The 23,343-nt window shown below is 38.5% G+C and carries 23 protein-coding genes and 1 other RNA gene; 13 read left to right on the top strand and 11 right to left on the bottom strand.

The genetic code is table 11. The annotated features are described in order from the left end of the window. Positions 1-25 precede the first annotated feature (25 nt). Complete coding sequence (rpoN, locus tag D9O48_RS14930) at positions 26-1,438, bottom strand: RNA polymerase factor sigma-54 (RefSeq protein WP_126973785.1); 1,413 nt, start codon at positions 1,436-1,438, stop codon at positions 26-28. 598 nt (positions 1,439-2,036) lie between these two features. Between rpoN and D9O48_RS14925 the strand changes: the two genes are divergently transcribed. Together D9O48_RS14925 and D9O48_RS14920 are read left to right on the top strand one after the other, a co-directional pair. After that, positions 2,037-2,201, top strand: coding sequence for a DUF1328 domain-containing protein (locus D9O48_RS14925; protein ID WP_126973784.1), 165 nt, complete (start codon positions 2,037-2,039; stop codon positions 2,199-2,201). 247 nt (positions 2,202-2,448) lie between these two features. After that, on the top strand, positions 2,449-2,883 hold the full coding sequence (locus tag D9O48_RS14920; RefSeq protein ID WP_126973783.1) for a response regulator: 435 nt from the start codon (positions 2,449-2,451) through the stop codon (positions 2,881-2,883). On the opposite strand, the gene D9O48_RS14915 is transcribed toward D9O48_RS14920, so the two are convergent. The 3 genes from D9O48_RS14915 to D9O48_RS14905 are packed head-to-tail and all read right to left on the bottom strand — an operon-like array spanning position 2,880 to position 3,849. After that, the gene (locus D9O48_RS14915; protein WP_126973782.1) at positions 2,880-3,218 is read right to left on the bottom strand and encodes a hypothetical protein; all 339 of its coding nucleotides are present in this window, start codon (positions 3,216-3,218) and stop codon (positions 2,880-2,882) included. The two genes, D9O48_RS14920 and D9O48_RS14915, sit on opposite strands and share 4 nt — an antisense overlap. A 1-nt stretch (position 3,219) precedes the next feature. Continuing rightward, the gene (locus tag D9O48_RS14910) at positions 3,220-3,555 is read right to left on the bottom strand and encodes a hypothetical protein (RefSeq protein ID WP_126973781.1); all 336 of its coding nucleotides are present in this window, start codon (positions 3,553-3,555) and stop codon (positions 3,220-3,222) included. Positions 3,556-3,615: 60 nt separating this feature from the next. Next, complete coding sequence (locus D9O48_RS14905; RefSeq protein ID WP_126973780.1) at positions 3,616-3,849, bottom strand: YtxH domain-containing protein; 234 nt, start codon at positions 3,847-3,849, stop codon at positions 3,616-3,618. 132 nt (positions 3,850-3,981) lie between these two features. Here D9O48_RS14905 and D9O48_RS14900 point away from each other — a divergent pair, with 132 nt between their 5' ends. After that, positions 3,982-4,320, top strand: a complete 339-nt coding sequence (locus D9O48_RS14900) for a response regulator (RefSeq protein ID WP_158624908.1) — start codon at positions 3,982-3,984, stop codon at positions 4,318-4,320. A gap of 63 nt (positions 4,321-4,383) precedes the next feature. Here D9O48_RS14900 and D9O48_RS14895 read toward each other — a convergent pair whose 3' ends face one another. Further along, positions 4,384-5,370 carry a type I glyceraldehyde-3-phosphate dehydrogenase gene (locus tag D9O48_RS14895; protein ID WP_126973778.1) on the bottom strand — a complete coding sequence of 329 codons (987 nt, stop codon included), beginning with the start codon at positions 5,368-5,370 and terminating at the stop codon, positions 4,384-4,386. A gap of 277 nt (positions 5,371-5,647) precedes the next feature. Here D9O48_RS14895 and D9O48_RS14890 point away from each other — a divergent pair, with 277 nt between their 5' ends. The 3 genes from D9O48_RS14890 to D9O48_RS14880 all read left to right on the top strand — a co-directional run bounded on the left by D9O48_RS14890 (position 5,648) and on the right by D9O48_RS14880 (position 7,680). After that, positions 5,648-5,914 carry a hypothetical protein gene (locus tag D9O48_RS14890; protein ID WP_126973777.1) on the top strand — a complete coding sequence of 89 codons (267 nt, stop codon included), beginning with the start codon at positions 5,648-5,650 and terminating at the stop codon, positions 5,912-5,914. A 69-nt stretch (positions 5,915-5,983) separates the two neighbouring features. Then, a complete protein-coding gene (locus tag D9O48_RS14885) occupies positions 5,984-6,901 on the top strand; it encodes a transglutaminase domain-containing protein (RefSeq protein ID WP_126973776.1) in 918 nt (305 codons plus the stop codon). 233 nt (positions 6,902-7,134) lie between these two features. Beyond that, positions 7,135-7,680: a hypothetical protein gene (locus D9O48_RS14880; protein WP_126973775.1), complete on the top strand. Its 546-nt coding sequence runs from the start codon at positions 7,135-7,137 to the stop codon at positions 7,678-7,680. 126 nt (positions 7,681-7,806) lie between these two features. Here D9O48_RS14880 and D9O48_RS14875 read toward each other — a convergent pair whose 3' ends face one another. Next, positions 7,807-8,436, bottom strand: coding sequence for a hypothetical protein (locus D9O48_RS14875; protein WP_126973774.1), 630 nt, complete (start codon positions 8,434-8,436; stop codon positions 7,807-7,809). Between the two features lie 282 nt (positions 8,437-8,718). Between D9O48_RS14875 and D9O48_RS14870 the strand changes: the two genes are divergently transcribed. Next, positions 8,719-9,726: a WD40/YVTN/BNR-like repeat-containing protein gene (locus D9O48_RS14870; protein ID WP_126973773.1), complete on the top strand. Its 1,008-nt coding sequence runs from the start codon at positions 8,719-8,721 to the stop codon at positions 9,724-9,726. A 39-nt stretch (positions 9,727-9,765) separates the two neighbouring features. Then, entirely contained in the window at positions 9,766-10,290 is a 525-nt protein-coding gene (locus tag D9O48_RS14865) for a ferritin (protein WP_126973772.1), read from the top strand. 95 nt (positions 10,291-10,385) lie between these two features. On the opposite strand, the gene smc is transcribed toward D9O48_RS14865, so the two are convergent. After that, positions 10,386-13,907: a chromosome segregation protein SMC gene (smc, locus tag D9O48_RS14860; protein WP_126973771.1), complete on the bottom strand. Its 3,522-nt coding sequence runs from the start codon at positions 13,905-13,907 to the stop codon at positions 10,386-10,388. 242 nt (positions 13,908-14,149) lie between these two features. Here smc and D9O48_RS14855 point away from each other — a divergent pair, with 242 nt between their 5' ends. Then, the gene (locus D9O48_RS14855; RefSeq protein ID WP_126973770.1) at positions 14,150-14,563 is read left to right on the top strand and encodes a hypothetical protein; all 414 of its coding nucleotides are present in this window, start codon (positions 14,150-14,152) and stop codon (positions 14,561-14,563) included. An 18-nt stretch (positions 14,564-14,581) separates the two neighbouring features. Continuing rightward, entirely contained in the window at positions 14,582-15,409 is an 828-nt protein-coding gene (locus tag D9O48_RS14850) for a VOC family protein (protein ID WP_126973769.1), read from the top strand. Between the two features lie 615 nt (positions 15,410-16,024). Here D9O48_RS14850 and fsa read toward each other — a convergent pair. From fsa to D9O48_RS14835, 3 genes are all read right to left on the bottom strand, one after another. Next, positions 16,025-16,678 carry a fructose-6-phosphate aldolase gene (gene fsa / locus D9O48_RS14845; RefSeq protein WP_126973768.1) on the bottom strand — a complete coding sequence of 218 codons (654 nt, stop codon included), beginning with the start codon at positions 16,676-16,678 and terminating at the stop codon, positions 16,025-16,027. An 85-nt stretch (positions 16,679-16,763) separates the two neighbouring features. Then, positions 16,764-16,862: signal recognition particle sRNA small type (gene ffs, locus D9O48_RS14840), an RNA gene on the bottom strand. A 60-nt stretch (positions 16,863-16,922) separates the two neighbouring features. Then, entirely contained in the window at positions 16,923-18,206 is a 1,284-nt protein-coding gene (locus D9O48_RS14835) for a type IX secretion system plug protein (protein ID WP_126973767.1), read from the bottom strand. Positions 18,207-18,317: 111 nt separating this feature from the next. Between D9O48_RS14835 and D9O48_RS14830 the strand changes: the two genes are divergently transcribed. Together D9O48_RS14830 and truB are read left to right on the top strand one after the other, a co-directional pair. Beyond that, positions 18,318-19,547 carry an ABC transporter permease gene (locus D9O48_RS14830; RefSeq protein ID WP_126973766.1) on the top strand — a complete coding sequence of 410 codons (1,230 nt, stop codon included), beginning with the start codon at positions 18,318-18,320 and terminating at the stop codon, positions 19,545-19,547. Between the two features lie 20 nt (positions 19,548-19,567). After that, a complete protein-coding gene (truB, locus tag D9O48_RS14825) occupies positions 19,568-20,266 on the top strand; it encodes a tRNA pseudouridine(55) synthase TruB (protein ID WP_126973765.1) in 699 nt (232 codons plus the stop codon). Here truB and D9O48_RS14820 read toward each other — a convergent pair. Further along, on the bottom strand, positions 20,253-20,969 hold the full coding sequence (locus D9O48_RS14820) for an RNA methyltransferase (RefSeq protein WP_126973764.1): 717 nt from the start codon (positions 20,967-20,969) through the stop codon (positions 20,253-20,255). The two genes, truB and D9O48_RS14820, sit on opposite strands and share 14 nt — an antisense overlap. A gap of 24 nt (positions 20,970-20,993) precedes the next feature. Here D9O48_RS14820 and tamL point away from each other — a divergent pair, with 24 nt between their 5' ends. Beyond that, on the top strand, positions 20,994-23,318 hold the full coding sequence (gene tamL / locus D9O48_RS14815) for a translocation and assembly module lipoprotein TamL (RefSeq protein WP_126973763.1): 2,325 nt from the start codon (positions 20,994-20,996) through the stop codon (positions 23,316-23,318). The last annotated feature ends 25 nt before the right edge of the window (positions 23,319-23,343 follow it).

Below are 23,343 nucleotides of genomic sequence, written 5' to 3'. Positions count from 1 at the left end.
TTATGAGGGTCAACGTCACACATGTTTAGCCCCATAACGCTCTCATCTGAGCAGTCGGTATTCTAAGTAATTCTCTATATTTTGCAACAGTTCTTCTCGCTATTTTATAACCTTTTTTAGCAAGAATTACTGCCAATTGATGATCAGTTAAAGGAGAGCCCTTATCTTCCTGGGCGATAGCTTCTTCCAATGCAGATTGAACGATCTTATTACTGATCACTTCGCCTTCCTGATTGGCCAGTCCTTCAGAAAACAAATCTTTTAACAAGATATTTCCGAAAGGAGTAGAAGCATATTTGTTGGAAGTAATACGTGAAACAGTTGAAATATCCACCCCTACTTCCTGCGCAATATTTTTTAGAATCATCGGCTTCAATAACAAAATGTCTCCTTCTCTAAAATAATCATATTGCCACTTTACGATGGTTCTCATTACTTTCAGCATAGTGCTTTCTCTTTGCTGAATTGCTGAAACAAACCATTCGGCGCTTTGCAATTTACTTTTTAAATATTGGCCGGTTGCTTTATCTTGTTTGGTACACTGGCTTTTTACTGCATCCATCCAATTCTGGTTAATGAACAGAGAAGTGGAGCGTTGTTTAGCCAGGCTCACTTCAATATCTTCTCCATCTACCGAAATAATAAAATCAGGAATGATATAATTCTTTCCCGGAGGGTCTTCACTACGCACAGAAATCGGATATAACGGAAATGATGCAATTAATTCGAGTACAATTTTTAGTTCATCTTCATCCAGGTTTAAACCATCTTTAATTTTTTCAAGCTGGCGATTTTTTAAATCGGTAAAATGATACTCCACCAGTTTCAAAGCGGCATGTACGTCCGGGCGATTGACATTCTGTCTTTTTAACTGCAACACCAGACTCTCTTTAATATCACGCGCACCCACACCCGCCGGGTCCAGATTCTGGATAGCATATAATAATGGAAGAATATCTTCTTCCTCCATCCACGTATTAAACTTAAATGACATATCTTCAGCAAGAGAAGAAAGCGGAATCTCCAGCATCCCGTTTTCACTAAGCGAATCGATCACATAATTGGCATATTCTAACTTTTTAGAACATGTCAATACCAGATGAATCTGCGCTTTCAATTGTTGACGGAAATCAAATGACTGTACGATAGGACGCTCAGGAATTTCTTCACCTGAGAAGTAGTTAGCATATTCCGTTTTATAATCGGGAATATCATCATACATAAACTCCTCATAATCGGCAAACTCCTGAACGGCTTCGCTCTTATCCAGAACGGCAGCATCTTCAGGCTTCAACTCTTCCAACAGAGGATTTTCCTCCAGCTCTTGTTGAATACGATGCTCTAATTCAAGCGTACTCAAATGAAACAAGTTTAATAGCTGGATTTGCTGGGGCAGAATTCTAACTTGTTGTTTCGTTGTAAGGTTTTGATGAATCATAAGTGTAATGATTATTAAAATTCTTTATTCCTTACCTTAACCGATGTAATATTGAATATCAATTCCTTAAATGATATCCAAAAGCTACTTAACTCAAAATAAAAAACTAAACATAAGTTTGTGTAAACATATCGTCAATTTTATAAAAAATCGACTTTTGCTATAATTTATTGACCCTGATCAACAGAATAGATCTTTTTAGATAATCATTTTGATCTCTAAGGGAACCAACACTTACAAAAGTTCAAGTAAATATAAATTGAACTCCTATTAAGATAAGTATTTATTCTTATTTAAAACATATTCTGCTTATCTATTTTCAGAAATACCCGTATAATTCCTAAAAATAACGTCACAAAGTTAACGTTGAAGGCGAGGTGATTTATCGGGTTAACAATCCTTTAACCAGGGGCCTCTTCAAATCGTTTCGGTTTATACCCAATAACCGTAAATGGCTATTATTCTACATGGATTGAGTGTTTAATACTGTACAATATCCACACCAAACTTTTTTTGTCACAAAGCATCATGTTTGGCATCTTATTTTCAGGTATTTGAGTATAACCTACTATGATTTTTAACTTTAAACTTATTGCACATGCTTAGATGGAGTGTTATCTTTTTAATCGTAGCAATAGTTGCGGCGATTTTCGGATTTGGCGGTATAGCTCAGAGTGCAGCTGGTATTGCCAAAATATTATTTTACATTTTTATTGTAATATTTCTGATTTCTCTGATTTTCGGAGGAACCAAAAAAGTTTAACGATTGCTCAAAAGCCAAGCCTGTGGTTTGGCTTTTGAGCAACATTTTAATCCTCTATCATCCTCTCTCAACCTCTAATTATACAAACTTCTCTTAAAAAGAAGCGCATAAGTACGAAATCTACTATTACAAAACATTTTTGTTTACTTTTATCGTTCTAAAGACATAACATGAATTTCACTCAGTGTAAACTGAATGATTCTCTGTTTGTATTTAAATTGTATCTACTACTAACTATTTGATCAATATGGCTCAACATTATATCCTGATAGCAGAAGATGATGAAGACGACAGATTTCTGTTGCAAACCGCTTTTGAAGAAAACGGTTTCACAGATGAATTGGTTTTTGTGAAAGATGGTTTGGAATTAACCAACTATCTGGAGAAAATAAAAATAGAACCGGCTGAAACTGTTCCGGTTTTTATTCTTCTTGATTTAAACATGCCGAAAAAAGACGGCAGGGAAGTATTAAAAGAAATGAAACAGGATATTGACCTGAAAAAAATTCCTGTTATTGTATTTACTACTACAAAAAACGAATTTGAAATTAAACGTTGTTATGAACTGGGGGCGAATACCTATGTGGTAAAACCTGTAAGTTTCGATAGCCTGGTAAGAGTGATCAGGGAAATCAGAATGTACTGGATCAATACCGCTACCAGTCTGGATATTGACAATTAAGTTTTTTTCTTTTTACCAACCAGTTTTTTCAATAACCAACCGGCTATTAATGACTTTCCGATAACTCCACCACTCATCCTCAGGATGGGTGGAGCATTTTTCAATAATTTTTTTCTCAGAATAAAATCCAGGGCTGTACCTACACCCATACTTAATAATCCCTGACGAGAGGGATTTAACACCTTACTAACACCTCCGATCATACGAACTACAGGAGCCACTGCGTTTTCCGTTTTAGAAAACTTCTTCTTAATATTATCCTGTATAGTATCAATCGCACGTAATGTACGGTTTTGTTCCTCAACAAGTGCTTTATAAGAATTAATTTTCTTCATATCAGCTATATACTTTTCTAACAATTAAATCTCTTAGTTTTCTAATAATCATCTTACGGAATAAAACAAACAACAGGATAAGGAACATGAATAATCCTGACATCAGAAAAAATCCCATCATCGGATTCTCCAGAAAACGTCCCAACCATATACCGATTGCTATTCCTAAAAATAAAAAAGCGAACAGCGAAAGACTGAATACCATTAAAAACATAATCATTGATACAGATACGATCGTTATCTTTTGCGCAAGCGTTAAAGTAGAATATCTGTAATATGCTTTAAATAAATCAATCACTGATCCTGATAAATTATCACCCGATTTATTTTCTTTCATTGACATAGGCATAAAAAACCCTTACCCGCAATTGCAGGTAAGGGTAATGAGTTGATTGAATTAACTTAAATCATTTTTCATTTTATTCACTTTTCCTTTCGCCTCATGAGCCAGCTCTTCAGCTTTCTCTTTACTGCTATGCAATAAGTCATTCACCTGATCGGCCCAATCACTGGTGGTATTACGTATTTTTTTTCTCAAATCACTTCCTTTTTCCGGAGCACATAACATACCAATAACTACCCCTGCTGCTGCGGCACCCAAAATGCCTAAAAGTACTTTACCTGTTCTCATATCATTTTGTTTTTTTGATTTAATAGGATGTATATACTAATGAAATAACCGTACCGAATTTTATTTGCTCAACTGTAGAACCTTTTCTACAAGCCCGAATTTTGTTATTACTAAACTGTAAAATTTATTGATGTGCATTTACCCAAAACTGTTTTGATTATCGATGACGAGCCAGACTTATGCGTGTTACTGAAAGTTTATTTTCAAAGAAGAAGATACAAAGTATTTTTTGCGCATAATCTAATGGACGGGGAAAAGCTTTTAAATGAAATACATCCTGATGTACTACTATTAGACAATAACTTACCCGATGGTATGGGCTGGAATAAATTAACCGAATTTAATCAGGAAATATTTCCATCGAAAGTTATTCTAATGAGTGGAAACCCTATGCTCTATCCCCACATTACTGAGAGATACAATGTTTTAACAAAACCTATCTCTTTCTCAGACCTTGATGTTCTGGTTTAAAAAAAGAATCCCTTTCTCCTTAAGGAGAAAGGGATTCTTTTTTTATTAAAATATTTTAATCTGCTATTGTTTGTTCCAATAATATAGCCAATCAATTATTCTGCTGGTATAACCGTATTCATTATCAAACCACGCAATTACTTTTACCTGATTTCCGATCACTGTAGTTAACGAACCATCTATTACCAGTGAATGTTTGTTTCCTTTTATATCCAATGATACCACTTCTTCTTCGGTATATTCCAGAATACCTTTATACTCTGTATCTGCTGCAGTCTTTAACAACTTATTTACTTCTTCCTTTGTGGCAGGCTGCTTCAAAACCAGTGTTAAATCGGCCATTGCACCATTGGCTACGGGAATACGCGTACTCAGACTGCTGATTTTTCCCTTCAACATGGGAAAAAGTATTTCCAATGATTGAAACAGATCAACTTCTACCGGCACTATTGACTCGCCTGCTGCCCGACCTCTTCTGAATTGCTTATGCGGCCCATCCACTAATAACTGACGGGATGTATAAGAATGTAATACATGAAACTGTGCCGATTCAATTCCGATTGAATTAAATAAATACAATAAATGTGTTGAACAGTTGGTCATACAACCACCCGGACTTACAATTTGTGTTTCGGGTGTTAACAGATGCTGGTTAAATCCATAAATCATTAAGTCAATATCATTCGACCCGGTGGTAGAAAGCAAAACTTTTTGAGCACCAGCCTTAAGATGCAAAGAAGCTTTGGCTTTAGAAGTAAATTGTCCGCTGCATTCCAGTACCAAATCTACCTCCAAATCTTTCCACGGTAAATGAAGCGGATCATTTTGCTGAAAAACTGCTACTTTTTGTTCGCCTGCCGTTAAAAACCCTTTTTCATAAGCTAAAGGTGTCTCAAAAGTTCCATAAACGGAATCATACTTCAATAAATAGGCAAGATTTCCGGGATCCATTACATCGTTTATTGCAACTATCTGTACCCCAGATTCTTGCAATAATCGTCTGAATAAAAGCCGCCCGATTCTCCCCATTCCATTAATTGCAACACGCATCGTTAATCGTTTTAAAATGCAAATATCGTTAATAAGTTCTGTATCAATTAATTAATCTTAAAAGCATCAAATATTATATTTTTAAAATTCATAAAATTTTGATTATCATTAATAAACTAAATATTTATTCCCATAGAATTAACAAAGAAAGTGAAGAATAAATGCTAAATTTGTGGTCTAATCTACCTCATTATTTTCTCATTACTACTAACCTCATCATTGAAGATTTGCTAGCCAGAAAAGTTGTTAATTAATTAAATGTTGGAGGAAATTACCTATGTATTCGTATGCATTGTTGGAGTGTGGATGCCATTACCTGATCCAGGAAAAAGAAAACGAAGCGTTACAGCTGATTAAAGTAGCAGTAGAATCGGATTTATGCATGTATGTAATCAAATACGGTGAAACTGCAGAATATGAGTGGAGAAAAAAGACCGACTCTATTCACGAAATTTTAGAATTATTGTCAGATCAGAAAGTAGCAGAGTGGGAAAGTGTTTACAACGATAACCAGGATGCCTATTATGAAGAAGACGAAGAATAATTTGTGAATTTTTTTATAAGCTTCCAGCCTGTTTAAATAAACAGGCTATTTTTTTGTAATTTTCTGCCTATGAAAGAAGTATGGTTGAAAAACTGGTGGAATACGATCAATACCCTCGCTTTTGTACTGGGTATTCTGATGATTCCCCCTGCGGCGCTTTACATGAACAGATTTATCCCCCCTATCATGATCGGTGATTTCAACATCGATTTATTCATTTCTATCATTCTGACCGTTTCAATTATCTACCTTATTTTCAGATGGGCCAAACTACTGGTAATTATTCTTTCGATCGTTGCACTCATCGCTTTAACCATTAATCAAATCAGTAATACCGAAAATAAATATACTTTTACCAATGTCTTTACCGACTATCGGGATATAGTATTGCAAAACTGGCAATCGAAAGGATCAAAACTGATCGACCTTGAACTATTACAGGGAAATACCGATAATGCATACACGAAAGTAGCTAAACGTATTGCGGCAAAGATAGACCACCAGGACTCACTGGTTAGAAACTATGCAGTAAATCAATCGCTCGCTTATTTTGATGAATACCATGCTAAATTCGGCCCTATTGTGCGGCAGCTCTCTCTTTTCAAATCAATTAACAGCCAGTTTAAATATGTACCCGATGCTTTCAGAGATGAATACTTCGCTACAGCACACGAAACTATTTTAAACGGATTAGGTGGAGATTGCGATGATCATACCATTCTTATGATGAGTACCATGAAAGCAATCGGCGCCAGAACCAGGCTCGTATTGACCGATCGTCACGTTTATCCGGAACTGTATTGTGGCGACCAGAAATCATTTACCAGAATGAAAGAAGCCATTGAATTACTTTTTGCTCCTTATATCAGTAATCAACTCTTCTATCATGAAGAAAATGGTGAATATTGGATCAATCTCGACTACTCTGCAAAACACCCCGGAGGGCCATACTCGAGTCCTACCGCATATGCCATTATTGAAAAATAATCGACCATTATTACCGGAAAGAATAGATTAAATTTTTAATTTATATCTAACTTCATTAGAAGATTTTCTAAATTGCTATTGCTTTTCATGTGATTAATATTATATTAGCAATTATAGCCCGTAATGAAACCTTAAATATGCTCGGATCGATCACCCAATATTCACTGTTGCTTATTCCATTTTTCAGCCTTCTTCAAAGATCAGGGAGCCTTGTTAAGGTAATGAGAATCGTTATGATTTATTGTATTTACTGTTTCATTACAGAAACCCTGCTCAATGTTTTTAACGATCCCACCGTTACTTCCGTCCTCACTATTACTTACAAAATTTCAGAATTCTTCTACTTTAGTTTAATTGCTTATTTACTTCTTTACAATCAGTCACTTTTAAAAGTATTAAAAATCGGGTCTGTTATTTATGCAATTGTTGTGATTAGTTGCTTCATGTATTACGATCTTAAAGTTTTATACAGTATCGTTGCAGGTTTTACCGCCATCTTCCTTTTCAGCTATTCTATTCTGGTCATGTTCGACTGGATTTCTCTTACTCCGCTTGATCCTATTTATGAAAGACCGGCATTTTGGATTCTGTTAGGCTTCTTAATTTATGAAGCCGGAAATTATTTCAACTTCATCATTCAGGATGTTTACCAGTACAAAGCAATCAACCTTCACAGCATTTTTTCGCTGATCCGCAATATTTTCTTCCTCACTACCATCGTAATCATTCACTTTAAAAATAAACGATTAATGCATCGTTTAAATCAGATAAAATATTAAAATAACCCGGGTGCTTCCGGCTGTTCTTCCGAAATTGTTAATTGTTTTCATCATGAACAAATCATGCAGCAACAGCATTCAACAGGCTGTTATAAAAAAAGCCACTGTTTTACAGTAGCTTTTGAATTAATTTTTCTGCTTAAACAAACTCCGCTGACTAAAAGCCATTATCGCAAACAACATGGCGATGATAGAGCTGAAATAATAGATTGTATAAATATCCTTTACATTGGCCACTTCAGGAAAGTGGTTCTCAAACAAATAAATGAGGATATAAGAGAGATAATGAAATATGATTGACCCGAGTATGAAGATAATAGAAGTTTCATACTTCGTGTGTTCTACTTTCTGAAAATAATAAAATATTTCCACTACAATAGAAACCACAATAATAGTAATGGCAATAGGAATAAAATTTATGAGTGTTTCAGGTTCCAGCGAGTATTTTATGGCGGCATAAATAGCAGCAATAACGTACACAGGAATACCTGTCAACAAAACAAATTTAACCCATCTTGATTTTGCGATCGAATACACTCCTAATGCTACAATCGGAAAATCGATCAGATTCAATCCGGTTGCTAAAAAAACATTGGTTTCCGGTTCAAATACCTGTAAATAAACAAATGTATTAATGGTACCGTTTAATAACCAGTAGGAAGCAAATAACAAATGAGGCTGAAGACCCCATAAGCCTCTGACCACTAGCATTATCATAGGAGTAAAGTATCCGGCAATTGCTAATAAAGGAAGCACACTATTCATTTTAGACGACACTTACATTATATTAATACAAGATCGAAATTTTTCATTATATTATTGCGTTTCACCTCTAAAAGTCAACGAATTCAGGTAGTTATACTTCTAAGGTTTGCACAAATTACGGTACCCTTATCGGTATTTCTATTTAGTATACTTGAATTTTAGCTTCTTCTGAAGTAATTTAGTTGTGTGAACAATTACCGTTTGTTTAACGAGCGTTCAAACACTGCAGACGATATTATTTTTTAACTTCAAAGTATATTTCAACATAAGTTTATGCGAATTGTCATTTTTATAGTAACACTGCTTTTAGTCAACAACTTTTCCTGGGCTCAATCTGTTATACCATTGTATGAGCAGAAAGGATTATCATTCAGAGGACTTTCTGCCGTAAACGATTCGATCATCTGGGTGAGCGGATCTAAAGGAACTGTCGGAAAATCATTAGACGGAGGGAAAAGCTGGACCTGGCATCCGGTACCGGGTTATGAAAACCGTGATTTCAGGGATATTGAAGCATTCGACGATAAAAGAGCTGTCATTATTGCTATTGATACTCCTGCTCAGATTCTTTATACAGAAGACGGTGGGCTCAACTGGAAACTATCCATGAATGATTCCCGTGCCGGCATGTTCTTAGATGCATTACATTTTGAAAATGATGTACATGGTTTCGTCATCGGCGACCCGGTAAACGGACAGTTCTTTTTAGCAGAAACCAAAGACGGTGGCATCAGCTGGCAGGATCTTTCGGGTAAAATTTTACAAAAACCCGATTCTGTAGAAGCTTTTTTTGCAGCGAGCGGTACCAATATTATTATTGAAAAAACCGATATTTTTGCAGTAAGCGGCGGCCTGAAAAGCTTTTTACACTTTAATGCTCAAAAATACCCTCTTCCTCTGTTATCAGGATCCGGTAATACCGGCGCTAACGGAATGATTTTACACGATGGTAAATTCTATATTGTAGGGGGCGATTTTACCAGACCAAATGATACCACCGGTAACTTTGTGATAGTAAAGCTGGCTGCCACTCCTGAATATACTTTACCACAATCCGCACCTGGTGGTTACCGCAGCGGTATTGCACATTTCAGAAATAATGAGTTCATCACCTGTGGAATGAACGGAGTAGACTGGTCAGGCAACGGCGGTATCCATTGGAAACAAATATCCACTACCGGTTATCACACGATCATGAAAGCTAAAAAAGGCACTACTGTGTTTATGGCCGGCGGAAACGGAAGAATAGCAAAATTTTCTCCGGAAACGGTTACGAGGTAGGATAATTGCAATAAATTTCTTATATTAAAATAAAAAACTATGATATCTAGTAAAATTGAAGAAGCTTTAAATCGTCAGATTGATTTAGAAGGATATGCTTCGATGTATTACCTGGCAATGGCATCCTGGTGCGAAGCGAATGGGCTTGGAGGTATCGCTCAATTTTTATATCATCACTCTGATGAAGAGAGAGAACATATGTTGAAACTGTTTCACTACATCAACGACCGTGGCGGCCACGCTATCGTGCCGGCATTCTCTGCCCCTCAAAAAGACTTTAAAGGCATACAGGAAATCTTTGAAATCGTATTAAGCCACGAAGTAAAAGTATCTAACGAAATCAATGCCTTAGTAGATCTTTGCTTACAAGAAAAAGACTATACTACACATAACTTCTTACAATGGTATGTAACTGAACAAATCGAAGAAGAAAGTTTAGCACGTACAATTCTTGATAAATTAGCATTAATCGGAGAAGATAAAGGAGGTATGTATCTGTTCGACCGCGATATTGCTACCATGGGTATTAATACCGGCGGTGGAAAAGGTTCTCACTCTCACTAAAATACTTTAATAAAAAAGGAGCTCAATGAGCTCCTTTTTTATTTTTACCATCACTTCTTAGTTTCAAAACGATGGCATCTATCTTTTTTTACTGATTAGTTTAAACTTCTGAAGTCTACCGGTACCAGCTTAGAAACACCCGGCTCCTGCATTGTTACCCCATAAATAACATCCACAGCACTCATGGTTTGTTTATTATGCGTTACAATAATGAACTGGCTTTCTTCACTGAACTTTCTGATCATATTGGTAAACTTACCTACGTTCGCATCATCCAACGGAGCATCTACCTCATCCAGAATACAGAACGGTGCCGGCTTGATAAGATAAATCGCAAACAATAACGCCGTAGCAGTTAATGTTTTTTCTCCCCCGCTTAACTGAGTAATTGAAGATGGGCGCTTACCTTTTGGTTTTGCAACAATATCAATTCCCGTTTCTGCCAAATTCTCAGGATTGATTAACACCATATCGGCAGTATCATCTTCTGTAAACAATGCTTTAAACACCTTCTGGAAGTTTTCACGCACCTGGTTAAAGGTATCAAGGAACTGCTGGTTGGCAGTAGCTTCTACTTCCTGAATCGTTTGTAACAAACTGTCTTTAGCTGTTACAAGGTCATTCTTTTGTTCCAGTATAAACTCATAACGTTTTTTCATTTCCTGGAAAGCTTCAATTGCTGTAGGATTGACTTCTCCCAGATTCTCTAAACGTTTTTTCATACGATCACACTTTTCCTGAAGCTCTTCTACCGGCACTTCATTGGTTCGGGGTTGATCGATGATATCATCTAAGTCGATTTTAAATTCCACATTCAGGCGTTCTTTCATTCCCGCCAGTTGCAGTTTCAACTCGTTAAGTTTATCTTTTATTTCGGTGAGCAGGTGCTCTACCATTTCTCTTTCTTTGGCTTTCTGACGAAGTGCTGATTCTTTTTCAGCAATTTCATTACGGATGTTATAATATGCCTGATCCGCTTCGTTCAATGTACGTTCGTCGCTTTCCTTTTTCTTCAGTAAATCAACTAACCCGTTCTGCGAATTCTCTAACGCCTCTTCACTTTCATAGATACTCTCAACCGTTTGTTTCAGTTGAGACTGATTGGCATCTATTTGTTGTTTCAGGTCGTTCAGCTGATTTTCTTTGAACTGGGTTTCCTGCGTTAATGCATTGATTTTACTTTGCTGACGGGTTACCTGCAGGTTAAACTCATTGTAATTTTCCTGCGCCTGTGCATAACCCGATTCTGCCATGCGATAGTCTTCTTCGGCCATCGCCAATTGATTTTTCAACTCATTTAAAGTTGCAATCAGTTGGTTCCACTCACTACGGGTTCCTTCTATCGAACTATTAGTACTTTCCAGCGTAATGTTTAACTCTTCCAGTCTGTTTTTGGCAGTACTTTGCATTCCATAGATATTCTCAATCTTGTTTTGTAACGCAAATACCTGATTGGTTAACTGGTTAATTTCCTGTTGAGCGTGTTTAATCGCATGATCATTCAATTGTTCCTGATAACCCAACAGCTCATTTTGTTTATCCTGAATAGCCGACTTCAAAGATTCTACCTGCGTGTGCAGTACTTCGATTTCTTCTGCTAATTTTTCAAGGTTTTTAGCACGTCCGATTTTCTTTCCTTCGAACATACCGACGCTACCTCCTACCAAAGCATATTGCCCTTTCACCAGTTTACCACTTTTTTCCAAAATCGTGGCATTGCCTGAATTGTTGACTACATCGATACGATCGGCGATGTATACATTTCCGAGCAGGTGTTGCGCCAGGCTTTTATAAGGAGCATCTACTTCAATCACGTCTAAAGCCGGAATCGCCCCTGATACGCCGTTTGAACCGTTTGGAGATACGCCGTTTAACTGATCGAGTAAGAAGAAATTAGCTTTACCTTTTTTATTATTATCGAGTAATTCAATCGCACGGTATCCTTCCTGAAAATTATTTACAACGTAATAGTTCAGATATGGCTCCAGCACATTTTCTACTGCCGCACGGTACTCTTCTTTTACATAAATAATATCCGACAATATTGGCGCTGTATGATTCCAATCCGGATTATTGTGTAAGAATTTTATACTTTCCGGATAACCTTCCATTGAATCGATCAACGACTTTAAAAGGTCGTGTTCGTTCTTTTTAGCATCCAGCTTACGGCTTTCTTCTGCCAGTTGCTGACGAAGTTGTTCCATGGAACGCTGAGCCTCAGTGATTAACTCTTTAATCATCTCCTGTTGCTCCTGTAAAGTGACCAGCTCAGACTTCTTTTGTTCAAGCGTTTGCTCTTTTTCAGTTTGCTCTTCTTCGAGTTGTTTAATCTGTGAATGACGGGCTTCCTGCTCTTCTTCAAGAAGGGCAATACTTTTAACAATATTCTGTATGGAGGTATCAGCTACAGCAACTTTTTTCTCAGCTTCAAACTGATTGCGCTGAATACTTAAATTTTCAGATCTTAAACGGTCAACCGCTTCTCTCTTCTCATCAAAGATGGATCTTTTTTCTTCAGAAGCAGCTTTCAGATCGTCTAATGAATGCTCAAGTGTTTCGAGTTTTCCTTTCTCTTCTTCAACCTGTAGTTGGGTAAATTCAATACTTTCTGATAAACCATTTAACTGGCCCTCACTTTTCTGAAGAAACTCCTGCAGGTTAGATTCTCTTTCGCGCAGAAAGTTGAGGCGTTGCGTTGCAAGGTTTTTATCGTTTTCTTTGGTACGTAAAGTCTGCAGTAATTCATTGAACTCATACTGCATGCTTTGTAAAGCACGTTCTTTTTCGATAAAACCTACTTTTTCCTGCTCGATACCCGCTTCAGCATTGGCAATTTCAGCCTCCAGCCGAACCTTTTTATCGGTTTCGGCATCAGCCTGCTGATTCAATTCACGGTAAGTATCATTGAACCCTTCCAATGAAGCTTTTGCCAGCTCGATACTGTATTCGCGGTATTCCTTTTTGATTTCATAATACTTTTCAGCTTTTTTAGCCTGGTTCTCCAAACTTTTCAGCTGATTATTAATTTCAAAAAGCAAATCTTCGATACGGTTCAGATCCTGCTCCGTAGCATCTAACTTTTGCTTCGCTTCTTTTTTACGGGTTTTATAAATAGTAATTCCCGCCGCCTGTTCTAACATTTTACGGCGCGAATTTTCTTTGTCTTTGATAATTTCATCCACCATTCCCAGCTCAATGATGGCATAACTATCCGTACTCACCCCCGTATCCATGAATAAATTCTGGATATCTTTTAGTCTGCACTGCACATCATTCAAGCGGTATTCCGATTCCCCGTTTTTGTAAAATTTACGCGTAACGGTAACAGTGTTGAATTCAGTAGGTAATAGATTTTTCGTGTTTTCAAAGGTCAGGCTCACCTCTGCCAAACCACTGGCAGAGCGGGTTTTTGATCCATTGAATACTAAACTTTCCAGGTTTTCAGAACGCAGATGAGAGATTTTTTGCTCCCCAATTACCCATCGGATACTGTCAATAATATTACTTTTGCCACATCCGTTCGGACCAATGACACCCGTAATACCTTCGTCAAAATGGAGTACTGTTTTATCAGCGAAACTCTTGAAACCTTTGATTTCTAAGCTCTTTAGTCGCACATTATCTAATTTAAAGGACAGCAAATATATATGAATGCTGCTACATTATATAGCCTGCCAGAACCTCAATTTTAATAATTTTTCACCGAATTATCATAAATTACTGAAACAGAAGTACTGACATTCTTTTCACATGTTGTTCACGTAAGCCTGAATCTGTTTTTATCGATAACTTAACACTGATTTTTAGGATTTCAGCGTTTAAATTCGTATCTTAATAGGATAAGCCCAACTGATTTTCAATGATTTATAAAAGAGTAGCTTTTTTATTGTTTTTGCTCCCTGTTGCCGTAGGTGTCAAAGCCCAGAAAGTGCAGCAGATTTTTTTTCATTTGTATACCGACAGTTTGAAAAAGGGTACTTACAACTATATTAATGTAGATGCGAAGCTATCAAACGGCAGATGGCAACCTTTAACTGATAAAGATTTGATTTTCAATTCAAATTACGGAAGCTTCAAGGGTAATTCACTGTGGATTCCGGATACTTCTTCCATTGAAAAAGTTCAGGTATCCGTATTGTTAAAAGCTGATACATCGATTCAGCAATCAACAGAAATCTACATTAAAATTCTGGAAGACTGGGGTAAAGTGGTGAGTCCCGATGAAGTATTACCCCCTCAAAAACAAACCCGCAGAAAGAAAAACGGTTTCTAACGTTTAAATCTATTCACGATGTCACCAACAATCTATCCATGCGTATGGCATAATCAGACTGGCCGGGAAGCGGCTGAGTTTTATCAATTGGTATTGCCGGGTTGTTCAATTATAGAAGATAATCCGGTAGCGGTACAGCTACAGGTATTCGATAAAAAGATTTTACTGCTGAATGGCGGCCCTCAGTTTATGCCCAATCCCGGTATTTCATTTTTCCTCTATGCCCGTTCGGCTCAGGAGTCCAAAGAAATATTTGAACAGTTGAGTGACGGAGGCAAGGTATTAATGCCTTTTGAAAAATATCCCTGGGCGGCACAATACGGGTGGATAGAAGACCGGTACCATACGAGCTGGCAAATTACCTGGGATGAAAACTACCCGCAAACCGGTGAATGGAAACCTTCCTTATTATTTGCCAACGAGGTACAGGGCAAGGCGCACGAAGCGATTGAATTCTATAGTTCAATATTTCCACAACATATGACGCTACAGATAGAACGTTATCCTGAGGAGGCGGGTACTACCGCCGGGCAAATCATGTTTTCAGAAATAGAGCTCGAAAAACAACGGTTCATTCTGATGGACAGTGGCATTCCGCATGCATTTAATTTTAATGAAGGTGTTTCGTTTGTACTGGAATGTAATGACCAGGAAGAGATTGATTACTACTGGCAAAAATTCACCGCCACCGGTGCAGAAAGCATGTGCGGATGGTGCAGCGATCAATACAATGTGTTCTGGCAGGTAATACCCAGAAACTTCACCTCGATGATTCAATCACCGCAGGCGGTAGAAGCCTTTATGAAAATGCGGAAGATAGAGATAGATGTTTTGAAAAATGCTTAGTAATATATTGAAGTATCCTTGCTGAATGGTTTGTTTTTACCATTCAGCAAGGAAGTTGATTTAAGCCTCCCTTACTTATAACTGATTCCATTTTAAACCCCAATTGGAAACAGGAAGTTAATGAAGGAAAAAGTAAATGAAGCATGCTTCTGACGAAGCAATTCTTTTTTTTCTTCATTCTCTTACAACTGGCTTCATTTCCTTCATGTTGTAAATGGCTTTCAAACATAGAAGGCATTAAGAACATTCAACCCTATTCTGATAAGATAAAAAAACATTATTTTATTCGCACCGGATACCATCCGGCGCGAGGGGGGGAGAATGCTGCTGACAAAGCAATTCGTTTTTCTTCATTAGCTTACAACTAGCTTCATTTCCTTCATGTTGTAAATGGCTTTCAAACAGAGGAAGAATTAAGAACATTCAAGCCTATTCTGATAAAATAAAAAAGTATTATTCTATTAACACCTAACATATTCAGGGGGCGATCTAAAAGCGAGCTACGAGATGTATTCGAAAGTTTAGCAGCCACCTCTTAATTCCTTGATTTCCGAATGGCAAAAAAAAATCCCTCTACAAAATGTAAAGGGATTCTATTACTAATATATTCAACGATTAACCCATCGTTTTAGCATCTTCCAGGAATTTTGCTAAACCGATATCCGTTAACGGATGTTTTAATAATCCTAAGATCGGATCTAAAGGAGAAGTAATTACATCAGCTCCGGCCTGTGCACATTGTACAATGTGTAACGGGCTACGGATAGAAGCAGCTAAAATCTCTGTTTTATATCCTTGCAGACTGTAAATCTGAGCGATCTGCTCAATTAACTGAACACCATCCCAATTGCTATCGTCGATACGGCCGATAAACGGAGATACATAAGTAGCACCTGCTTTTGCAGCCAGAATTGCCTGACCGGCAGAGAATACTAATGTACAGTTGGTTTTAATACCATTATCGGTAAACCATTTCAAGGCTTTGATTCCGTCTTTAATCATTGGAACTTTTACCACAATATTTGGATGAATGGCTGCTAATTTTTTTCCTTCTTCTACAATTTCGTTGAAAGTAGTTGAGAATACCTCTGCACTTACATCACCATCTACAATCTCAGCAATTTTTGCATAGTGATCCATAATTGCCTGTTGTCCTTTCACGCCTACTTTCGCCATTAAAGACGGATTAGTAGTTACACCATCTAAAATACCTAAATCGTTCGCTTCTTTGATCTGATCAAGATTAGCGGTATCAATAAAAAATTTCATGTCGCATTAAATTTGAAGGTAAATGTACAATTTTCTGAAGTAATTTGAAAACAGCGGGTGCAAGCAACAAGAAGAATAAAATAAAAAATGGCAGATTACTTACATCGCACCGCTACAACCGTTTACCCTTGCTGCCTTCCGACCCTGGGGGATTTAACAGGAGCTGGTCGTGTAAGACCTGCCGGTGCAAAGATATAGAAATGAATGAATTCGAACAAAATCTTTCTTAATAATTATTTAAAATTCATCGTGATATCTTATTTCCATCGAGCGAATTCACTACCGTATAGCCGATTAGCTCATCTGCGCGACCCGCAATGGGCCTGAAATACACGAGAATAGTGTAGTTATTTTCGGTGTCCCAGTAATTTCCTTCCGTAAATTCATTTAAAGGCTGTTTCTTAGGATCAGCCGGGTCTATCACCACATAACCATAGTCGTAATACCCCTGTTTTAACACCAGGTCGGTGGTATAAACCCCATTGGCATTACGTACCATTTTTGCGGCAGGATCCAGTGAATAGTTATTCATTTTACCAATCAGATACACTTCTTTACCGGTCAGCGCATTTTCAGCAGACGGCACATACGTAAAATGTACTTTTGCGTAATCACCCTGAAAAACAGGATCGATCGACTCTGTTGCATCAACAAAAAAACCACCGTTATTATCTCTGAAAAAGTTAATTTTTAATCCGCTGCGGTCACCATCTTCTTTCAAAAACACTTCCGTATAGTCTTTATGCTGTTTGATATTTTTCATCCGGTCGCTCAAAAAGCGTAAACTTCTCAGGTCTAACCAACGCCACTCCTTCCCTGCCGGAAATACGGCATCGCGTTCGGCATTAAATTCTAACCGGCCACCTGCTACGAATGTGGGTACTATATTTTGTTTAGCAATATCCCAACGTTCGTTTTGCAATATAACGACCTTTATCTGCTCTAAATGATTCACCAGTTGAATTCCTTTGTGCAACTCTACCTGAAAAGTAATTTTCTGATGCGTATTGAATGTAAGCCCGTTGTAGGGTTGTTGTACCATCGCCGCAATGTCGGCTTTTAAATCAACCACTAATAATTTTCTGGTAAATAACAGTTTTGAAGTATCTCCGTCTTTAAACACTTTTAAAAGATAATTACCCGATCTAGAAGGCATACAATTTCCTTCTGGCAATGACGCTGTATAATGTGTATATCGGACCAGTGATACCGAAGAGGGTTTGTAGCGGGTTATTCTTTGCTGGGAAAAGCCTTTGATATAATCAAATTCGCTTAATAAAGCCGGTGTCCAATCTGCATTGCACAACTGGTAGGTATAAGAATAGTTCTTCACGCCGCCGCCCAGGTCATCAAATTCGAGTGTTAATCCGCCAAGGCCGCCAAGCGATACTACCGGATAAGCTAAAGGATTACCATTGGCATAAAACTGAACGGTTTGTATATATGGATCATAGATTTTTTCCTGCACCTGCGCAGTTAAAAAACCGAAACATAGCATCAGCATGGCTACCACACCAAATCTTTTCATAAAAACCGAATTTAATTGAAGATAAAGAAATCTTTTTCAAAGAGTATCTTAAAAAAATCTTTCCTTTTCAAAAATAGCGGTATATTTTTGACTGAAATAAACAGGAATATTTTGAACTTTGCAGGTTTCATAGCCAGGAGAATTGCTTTTAATCATGAAAAATCGTTCTCACGTTTCATTATGCGTCTTTGTATAGGCGCTACAGCGGTGAGTGTGATGATCATCATTTTAGCAGTGGCATTAGGTAACGGATTTCAACAAACTGTATCCAATAAAGTTTTTAGCTTTTGGGGGCATATCCATTTTCAAAGCTATGAAACAGCCAGGGTACAGATTGCCGAAGAAGCTCCGCTGCCGAATACAGAACAAATCAAAGAAGTGGCATTGGCTAATCCTGCGGTAAAATCAATCCAGACCTTTGCTACCAAAAACGCCATTCTTAAATCAGCCGGATCAATCGAAGGGATTCTGTTTAAAGGTATCGGAACCGATTACCATTTCGAAAATATACAACCCTTTCTCCGTGAAGGCAGATGGGTGGCCTTTAACGACTCTACCTACAGTAACGAGATTAATATTTCCGTTAAAACAGCCGAAAAACTCAATCTGAAGCTCAACGATGAAATTGTAGTATACTTCATTCAGCCCGATGCCTCTCCACGTGCCAGAAAACTCACCATTGTCGGCCTCTATAAAACCGGTATCAGCGATTATGACGAACTCATTGCGCTGGGTGATATAAAACTGATTCAGCGGATGAATAACTGGGAGCAGAACCAGGTAGGGGGATATGAACTTTTTTTGTACGATTATACCAAAATGGCTGAAGTGAGTGAAGAACTTTTTGCTAATTTACCCAATCAGGTACTCAGCCTGACCATTGAAGAAATTTATGAAGGTATGTTCGACTGGCTGAATGTTCAAACCCAAACCATACAGATTGTACTGATTATCATGATTGCGATTGCAGCATTAAACCTGATTACCTGTTTGTTGATTCTGGTGTTGGAGCGTACCCGCATGGCCGGCATTTTAAAAGCGCTCGGTGCTACCAATAAACTCGTCAGGAAAGTATTTCTTTATCAGGGTTGCATTATTGCTTTAATCGGTATCGGACTGGGAAACCTCATTGCCTTTCTATTGCTCTTATCACAACATTTATGGGGATGGCTGAAACTTCCCGAAGATCATTACTACATATCAAAAGCTGAAATCGCCTTCAGCTGGGAATACTGGTTATTAATTAACGGCGGTACGATTCTTCTTTGTTTCTTAACCCTGCTGATACCCTTAACGATTGTACGTAAAATACAACCGTTGAAAGCGATTCAATTCAACTAAAATCTACCTATCTTCGCCGGATGGAGAATAGTTTTGCAATCGGTAAAGTGTTGTTGATTGATAAGCCCCTTGAATGGACTTCTTTTGACGTTGTAAGAAAAATCCGTAATCAGGTTAAAACAAAAAAAGTAGGTCATGCAGGTACTTTAGACCCGCTGGCAACCGGATTACTCATCGTTTGCACCGGAAAGTTCACTAAAAAAATTAATGAGTATATGGCGCAGGTAAAAGAGTACACCGGTACCTTTACCTTAGGAGCCGTAACTCCTACTTACGATTTGGAAAGCGAACCTGCCGGCCATAAAAGTACCGAAGGTATTACTCCCTACATTATAAGAAATGCTACTCAGGCGTTCACCGGCACTATTCAACAGATTCCTCCGGCGCACTCCGCCATAAAAAAAGACGGCCAGAGAGTGTATGAATTAGCCCGAAAAGGCATTGAAGTAAAATTAGATCCGCGCACTATCACCATCAACACTTTTGACATTACCGATATAGACCAAAATATAGTTCACTTCAGAGTGGTTTGCTCTACCGGAACTTATATCCGAAGTCTTGCGCATGACTTCGGCCAGGCACTGGGATGCGGAGCCTACCTGAGTTCTTTAAGAAGAACCAAAATCGGTGATTTTTCGGTAGCAGATGCACTTACCATGGAAACAGCCAGCGCCTACATCGAAGCACAGCATACGGCCGATGCCACTAACAATGGCTAAGAATAATAGCGGTGGCTACTGCCGCATTGAGCGATTCCGCCTTTCCTTTTCTCGGAATGGTTATTTTATGGGTTGCCCGCGCTAATAATTTGTCTGCCAAACCTTTAGACTCATTACCGATCATAATCACACCTTTTTCAATAGGTGTAAAACCCGCTAACGGAGCACCATCCAAAGCCGCAGCGTAATAATCAAGGCGCGGATTACGCGCTATAAACTCTTCGAGGTCGGTATAAACGACCTTTACCCGGGCAATACTACCCATCGTACTTTGTACCACTTTTGTATTGAAAGCATCCACCGTATCTTTACTGGCGATAATCGTTTCAATTCCAAACCAGTCGGCACAACGGATAATCGTTCCCAGATTTCCCGGATCCTGGATTGTATCCAGCATAATCATCAGCTGTTCATGCAAGGGCACAGCAGAAGTAATAACCGGTTTTTTAAAAAGACCCACCACCTGATTAGGTGTCTGTAAAGCACTGATCTTTTCAAGTTCGTGCAACGCTATCATTTCAACAGGTAAATGTGAATAGTTTTTTGCCCATGATTCCAGTGCATATAATTCCACCAAATCCACGTTGGTAGCGGAAAGCATCTCATCTACCAGCTTCGACCCCTCCACGATAAAAACACCATCTTCATCTCTTTGTTTTTTATGGCTTAAACTTTGAATATATTTGACCTGCGATTTGATCATACAGAAAATTTTTAATCTCGATTAATGCTTAAGACACAGCAGTTTCCAAGGTGGTTCCTTCTCGTATTCGGCGTACTGCTGTTAGCGTCTTGTGCTATTCCAAGAAAATATCCCACCCCACAACCTTTTGTTTATAAGACAAATATCCATGTAAAAGGCGATTTGTCAAAAGACGAAGCGAAAGAATTATCTGAAAAATTAAGAAATCAGCTCGACGATAGTTTACAAACACGCATCAAATCGATTGTAGGCATTCCTGTACTGGATCATCCCCCGGTTTTTGATACGATGAACGTTAACCGCTCCAAACGGTTTATGGAAGCCCTTTTAATGTCACAAGGTTACTTTAAAGGACATATCACTGATACTTTTCATTTCAAAAAGAAAAAAGACCAGACAAGGGCTATCGTTGACTTTACCGTTCATACCGGCCCGCCCACTATCATTGACTCATTCAGCTACCAGCTGAACTCGCCGGCCCTCCACGCACTGGCACAACGTGAACTGAACAATACCCTCATCAAAAAAGGAAAAAGATATACCATTGACATTGTCAATGCAGAACTCGAACGCATCACTACACTTTTCAGAAATAACGGTTATTTCAAACTCACCCGCGACGACCTGTACGCACAGGTGGATACTGTGGTGACAGCCCTGATCGATCCTTTGCTCGATCCATTCGAACAGTTCAGAATCCTTGATTCTATCCGTCAAAATAAAAAAGGACCGACCATTACCATTGTCATCAAACAGCGGCCGCTACGCGACAGTTCTGTTGAAACGGTGTATAAATTCGGAAACATAAAAATCTACCCAGACCTGAGTATTATCGATAACCCGCAAACCACCACTTTTGACAGTAGCCATTACGGATTATACGACTTCTACACCACCAGTAATAAATTCAAGTTTCCTTTTATAGCAAACCACCTGCGCGTTATTCCGGGTCAAACCTTCCGGCAGGCAAGGTATTACCGCATCCTGAATAATTTCAACAACCTCGGCGCCTGGAATAATGTGGATTTTGATCTGATTGAACGCGGAGATACCCTGGACGGAATTCTGAGATTATACCCGGCACAAAAACAAACACTCAGTATTGATCTGGAAGGATCGAGAAATACAACGGATATCTTATCGTCAGGACAATTGTTCGGAGTCGGTTTAAACTTCCGGCTGCTGAACAGAAACGCTTTCAGAGAAGCCATACAAACCTCAACCACTGCCCGATTTGGTATTGAGCTGGGGGCAGATTTAATTCAAACCCTGCAAACCAGCTTAACACATAGGATTAACTTTCCGAAGTTTATCTTACCGTTTAAGGTCAACGATTCATTGCTGAACCCGCGAACCGTGCTAAACCTGGAAGGCTCTTACGTTGACCGTTTGAACTTCTTAAAAGCACCTGCGTTTAAAACATCCTGGGGGTATGAATGGACCTCGCGCAGCAGAGACCGTTCTATAAAGAACCAATGGTTTAAAACCTATCAGTATATTCCTTTTAACTTCGAATATGTAAGGCTGACCAAAACTGACAGTCTTGAGAATCTCGAAAAAAGAATCCCTTCCCTGAAATATGCTTATAACGACGGTTTGATTATATCACAACAATTCCGTGTGAATGCCGCTATTGAATATGGCAATAAAATGACTGCCATCCGGGGCGGTATTGAAGAAAGCGGTGCCTTATTCGGATTAATCAAAAGTCTTGATTACAGAGACCTCAGCCGTTTTATAAAGGTGGATTTTGAATTCAAACACCTCATCAACTATAAGAAATCATCCCTGGCCTTCAGAGCTTTTGCAGGGTACGGTTTTGTATACGGTAAAAAAGATACCGGCAACCACGTTATACCGGAATATAATCTGCCTTTTTTCAAAGCATTCTTTGCCGGTGGCCCGTATAGTATGCGTGCCTGGCAGGTACGCCGTTTAGGCCCCGGTAGTGCCACTATCTACGATCCGGTTGACTCGGTAGGTATTGACCGTTTCGGTAACATGCAGCTCGAATTCAATACAGAGTACCGGTTTAATGTAACCACCATTGCAGGCGTTAAAGTGAATAGTGCGTTTTTTGTAGACATTGGTAATATCTGGAGTAAGGAATTCAACCGCAACGATAATAGTTCTATCAAAGCAGCCAGCTTTGATTTCGGCAGGTTGTATAAAGACCTGGCCGTGGGTGGAGGAACCAGTTTACGATTAGACTTCGACTTTTTCCTGATCCGGTTTGACTGGGCCTATAAGCTGAAAAATCCGCGCTATGCGTATGATAATTCGGGCTGGTTCCATAAAATAAAGTTAAACGAAGGACAGTTTCAGTTAGGAATAGGTTATCCATTCTAACCACCTCAATCCCGCTTACATTCCG

The sequence above is a fragment of the Gynurincola endophyticus genome, assembly GCF_003991195.1.
Lineage (GTDB): Bacteria > Bacteroidota > Bacteroidia > Chitinophagales > Chitinophagaceae > Gynurincola > Gynurincola endophyticus.
This window is presented reverse-complemented; position numbering and strand designations above follow the sequence as displayed.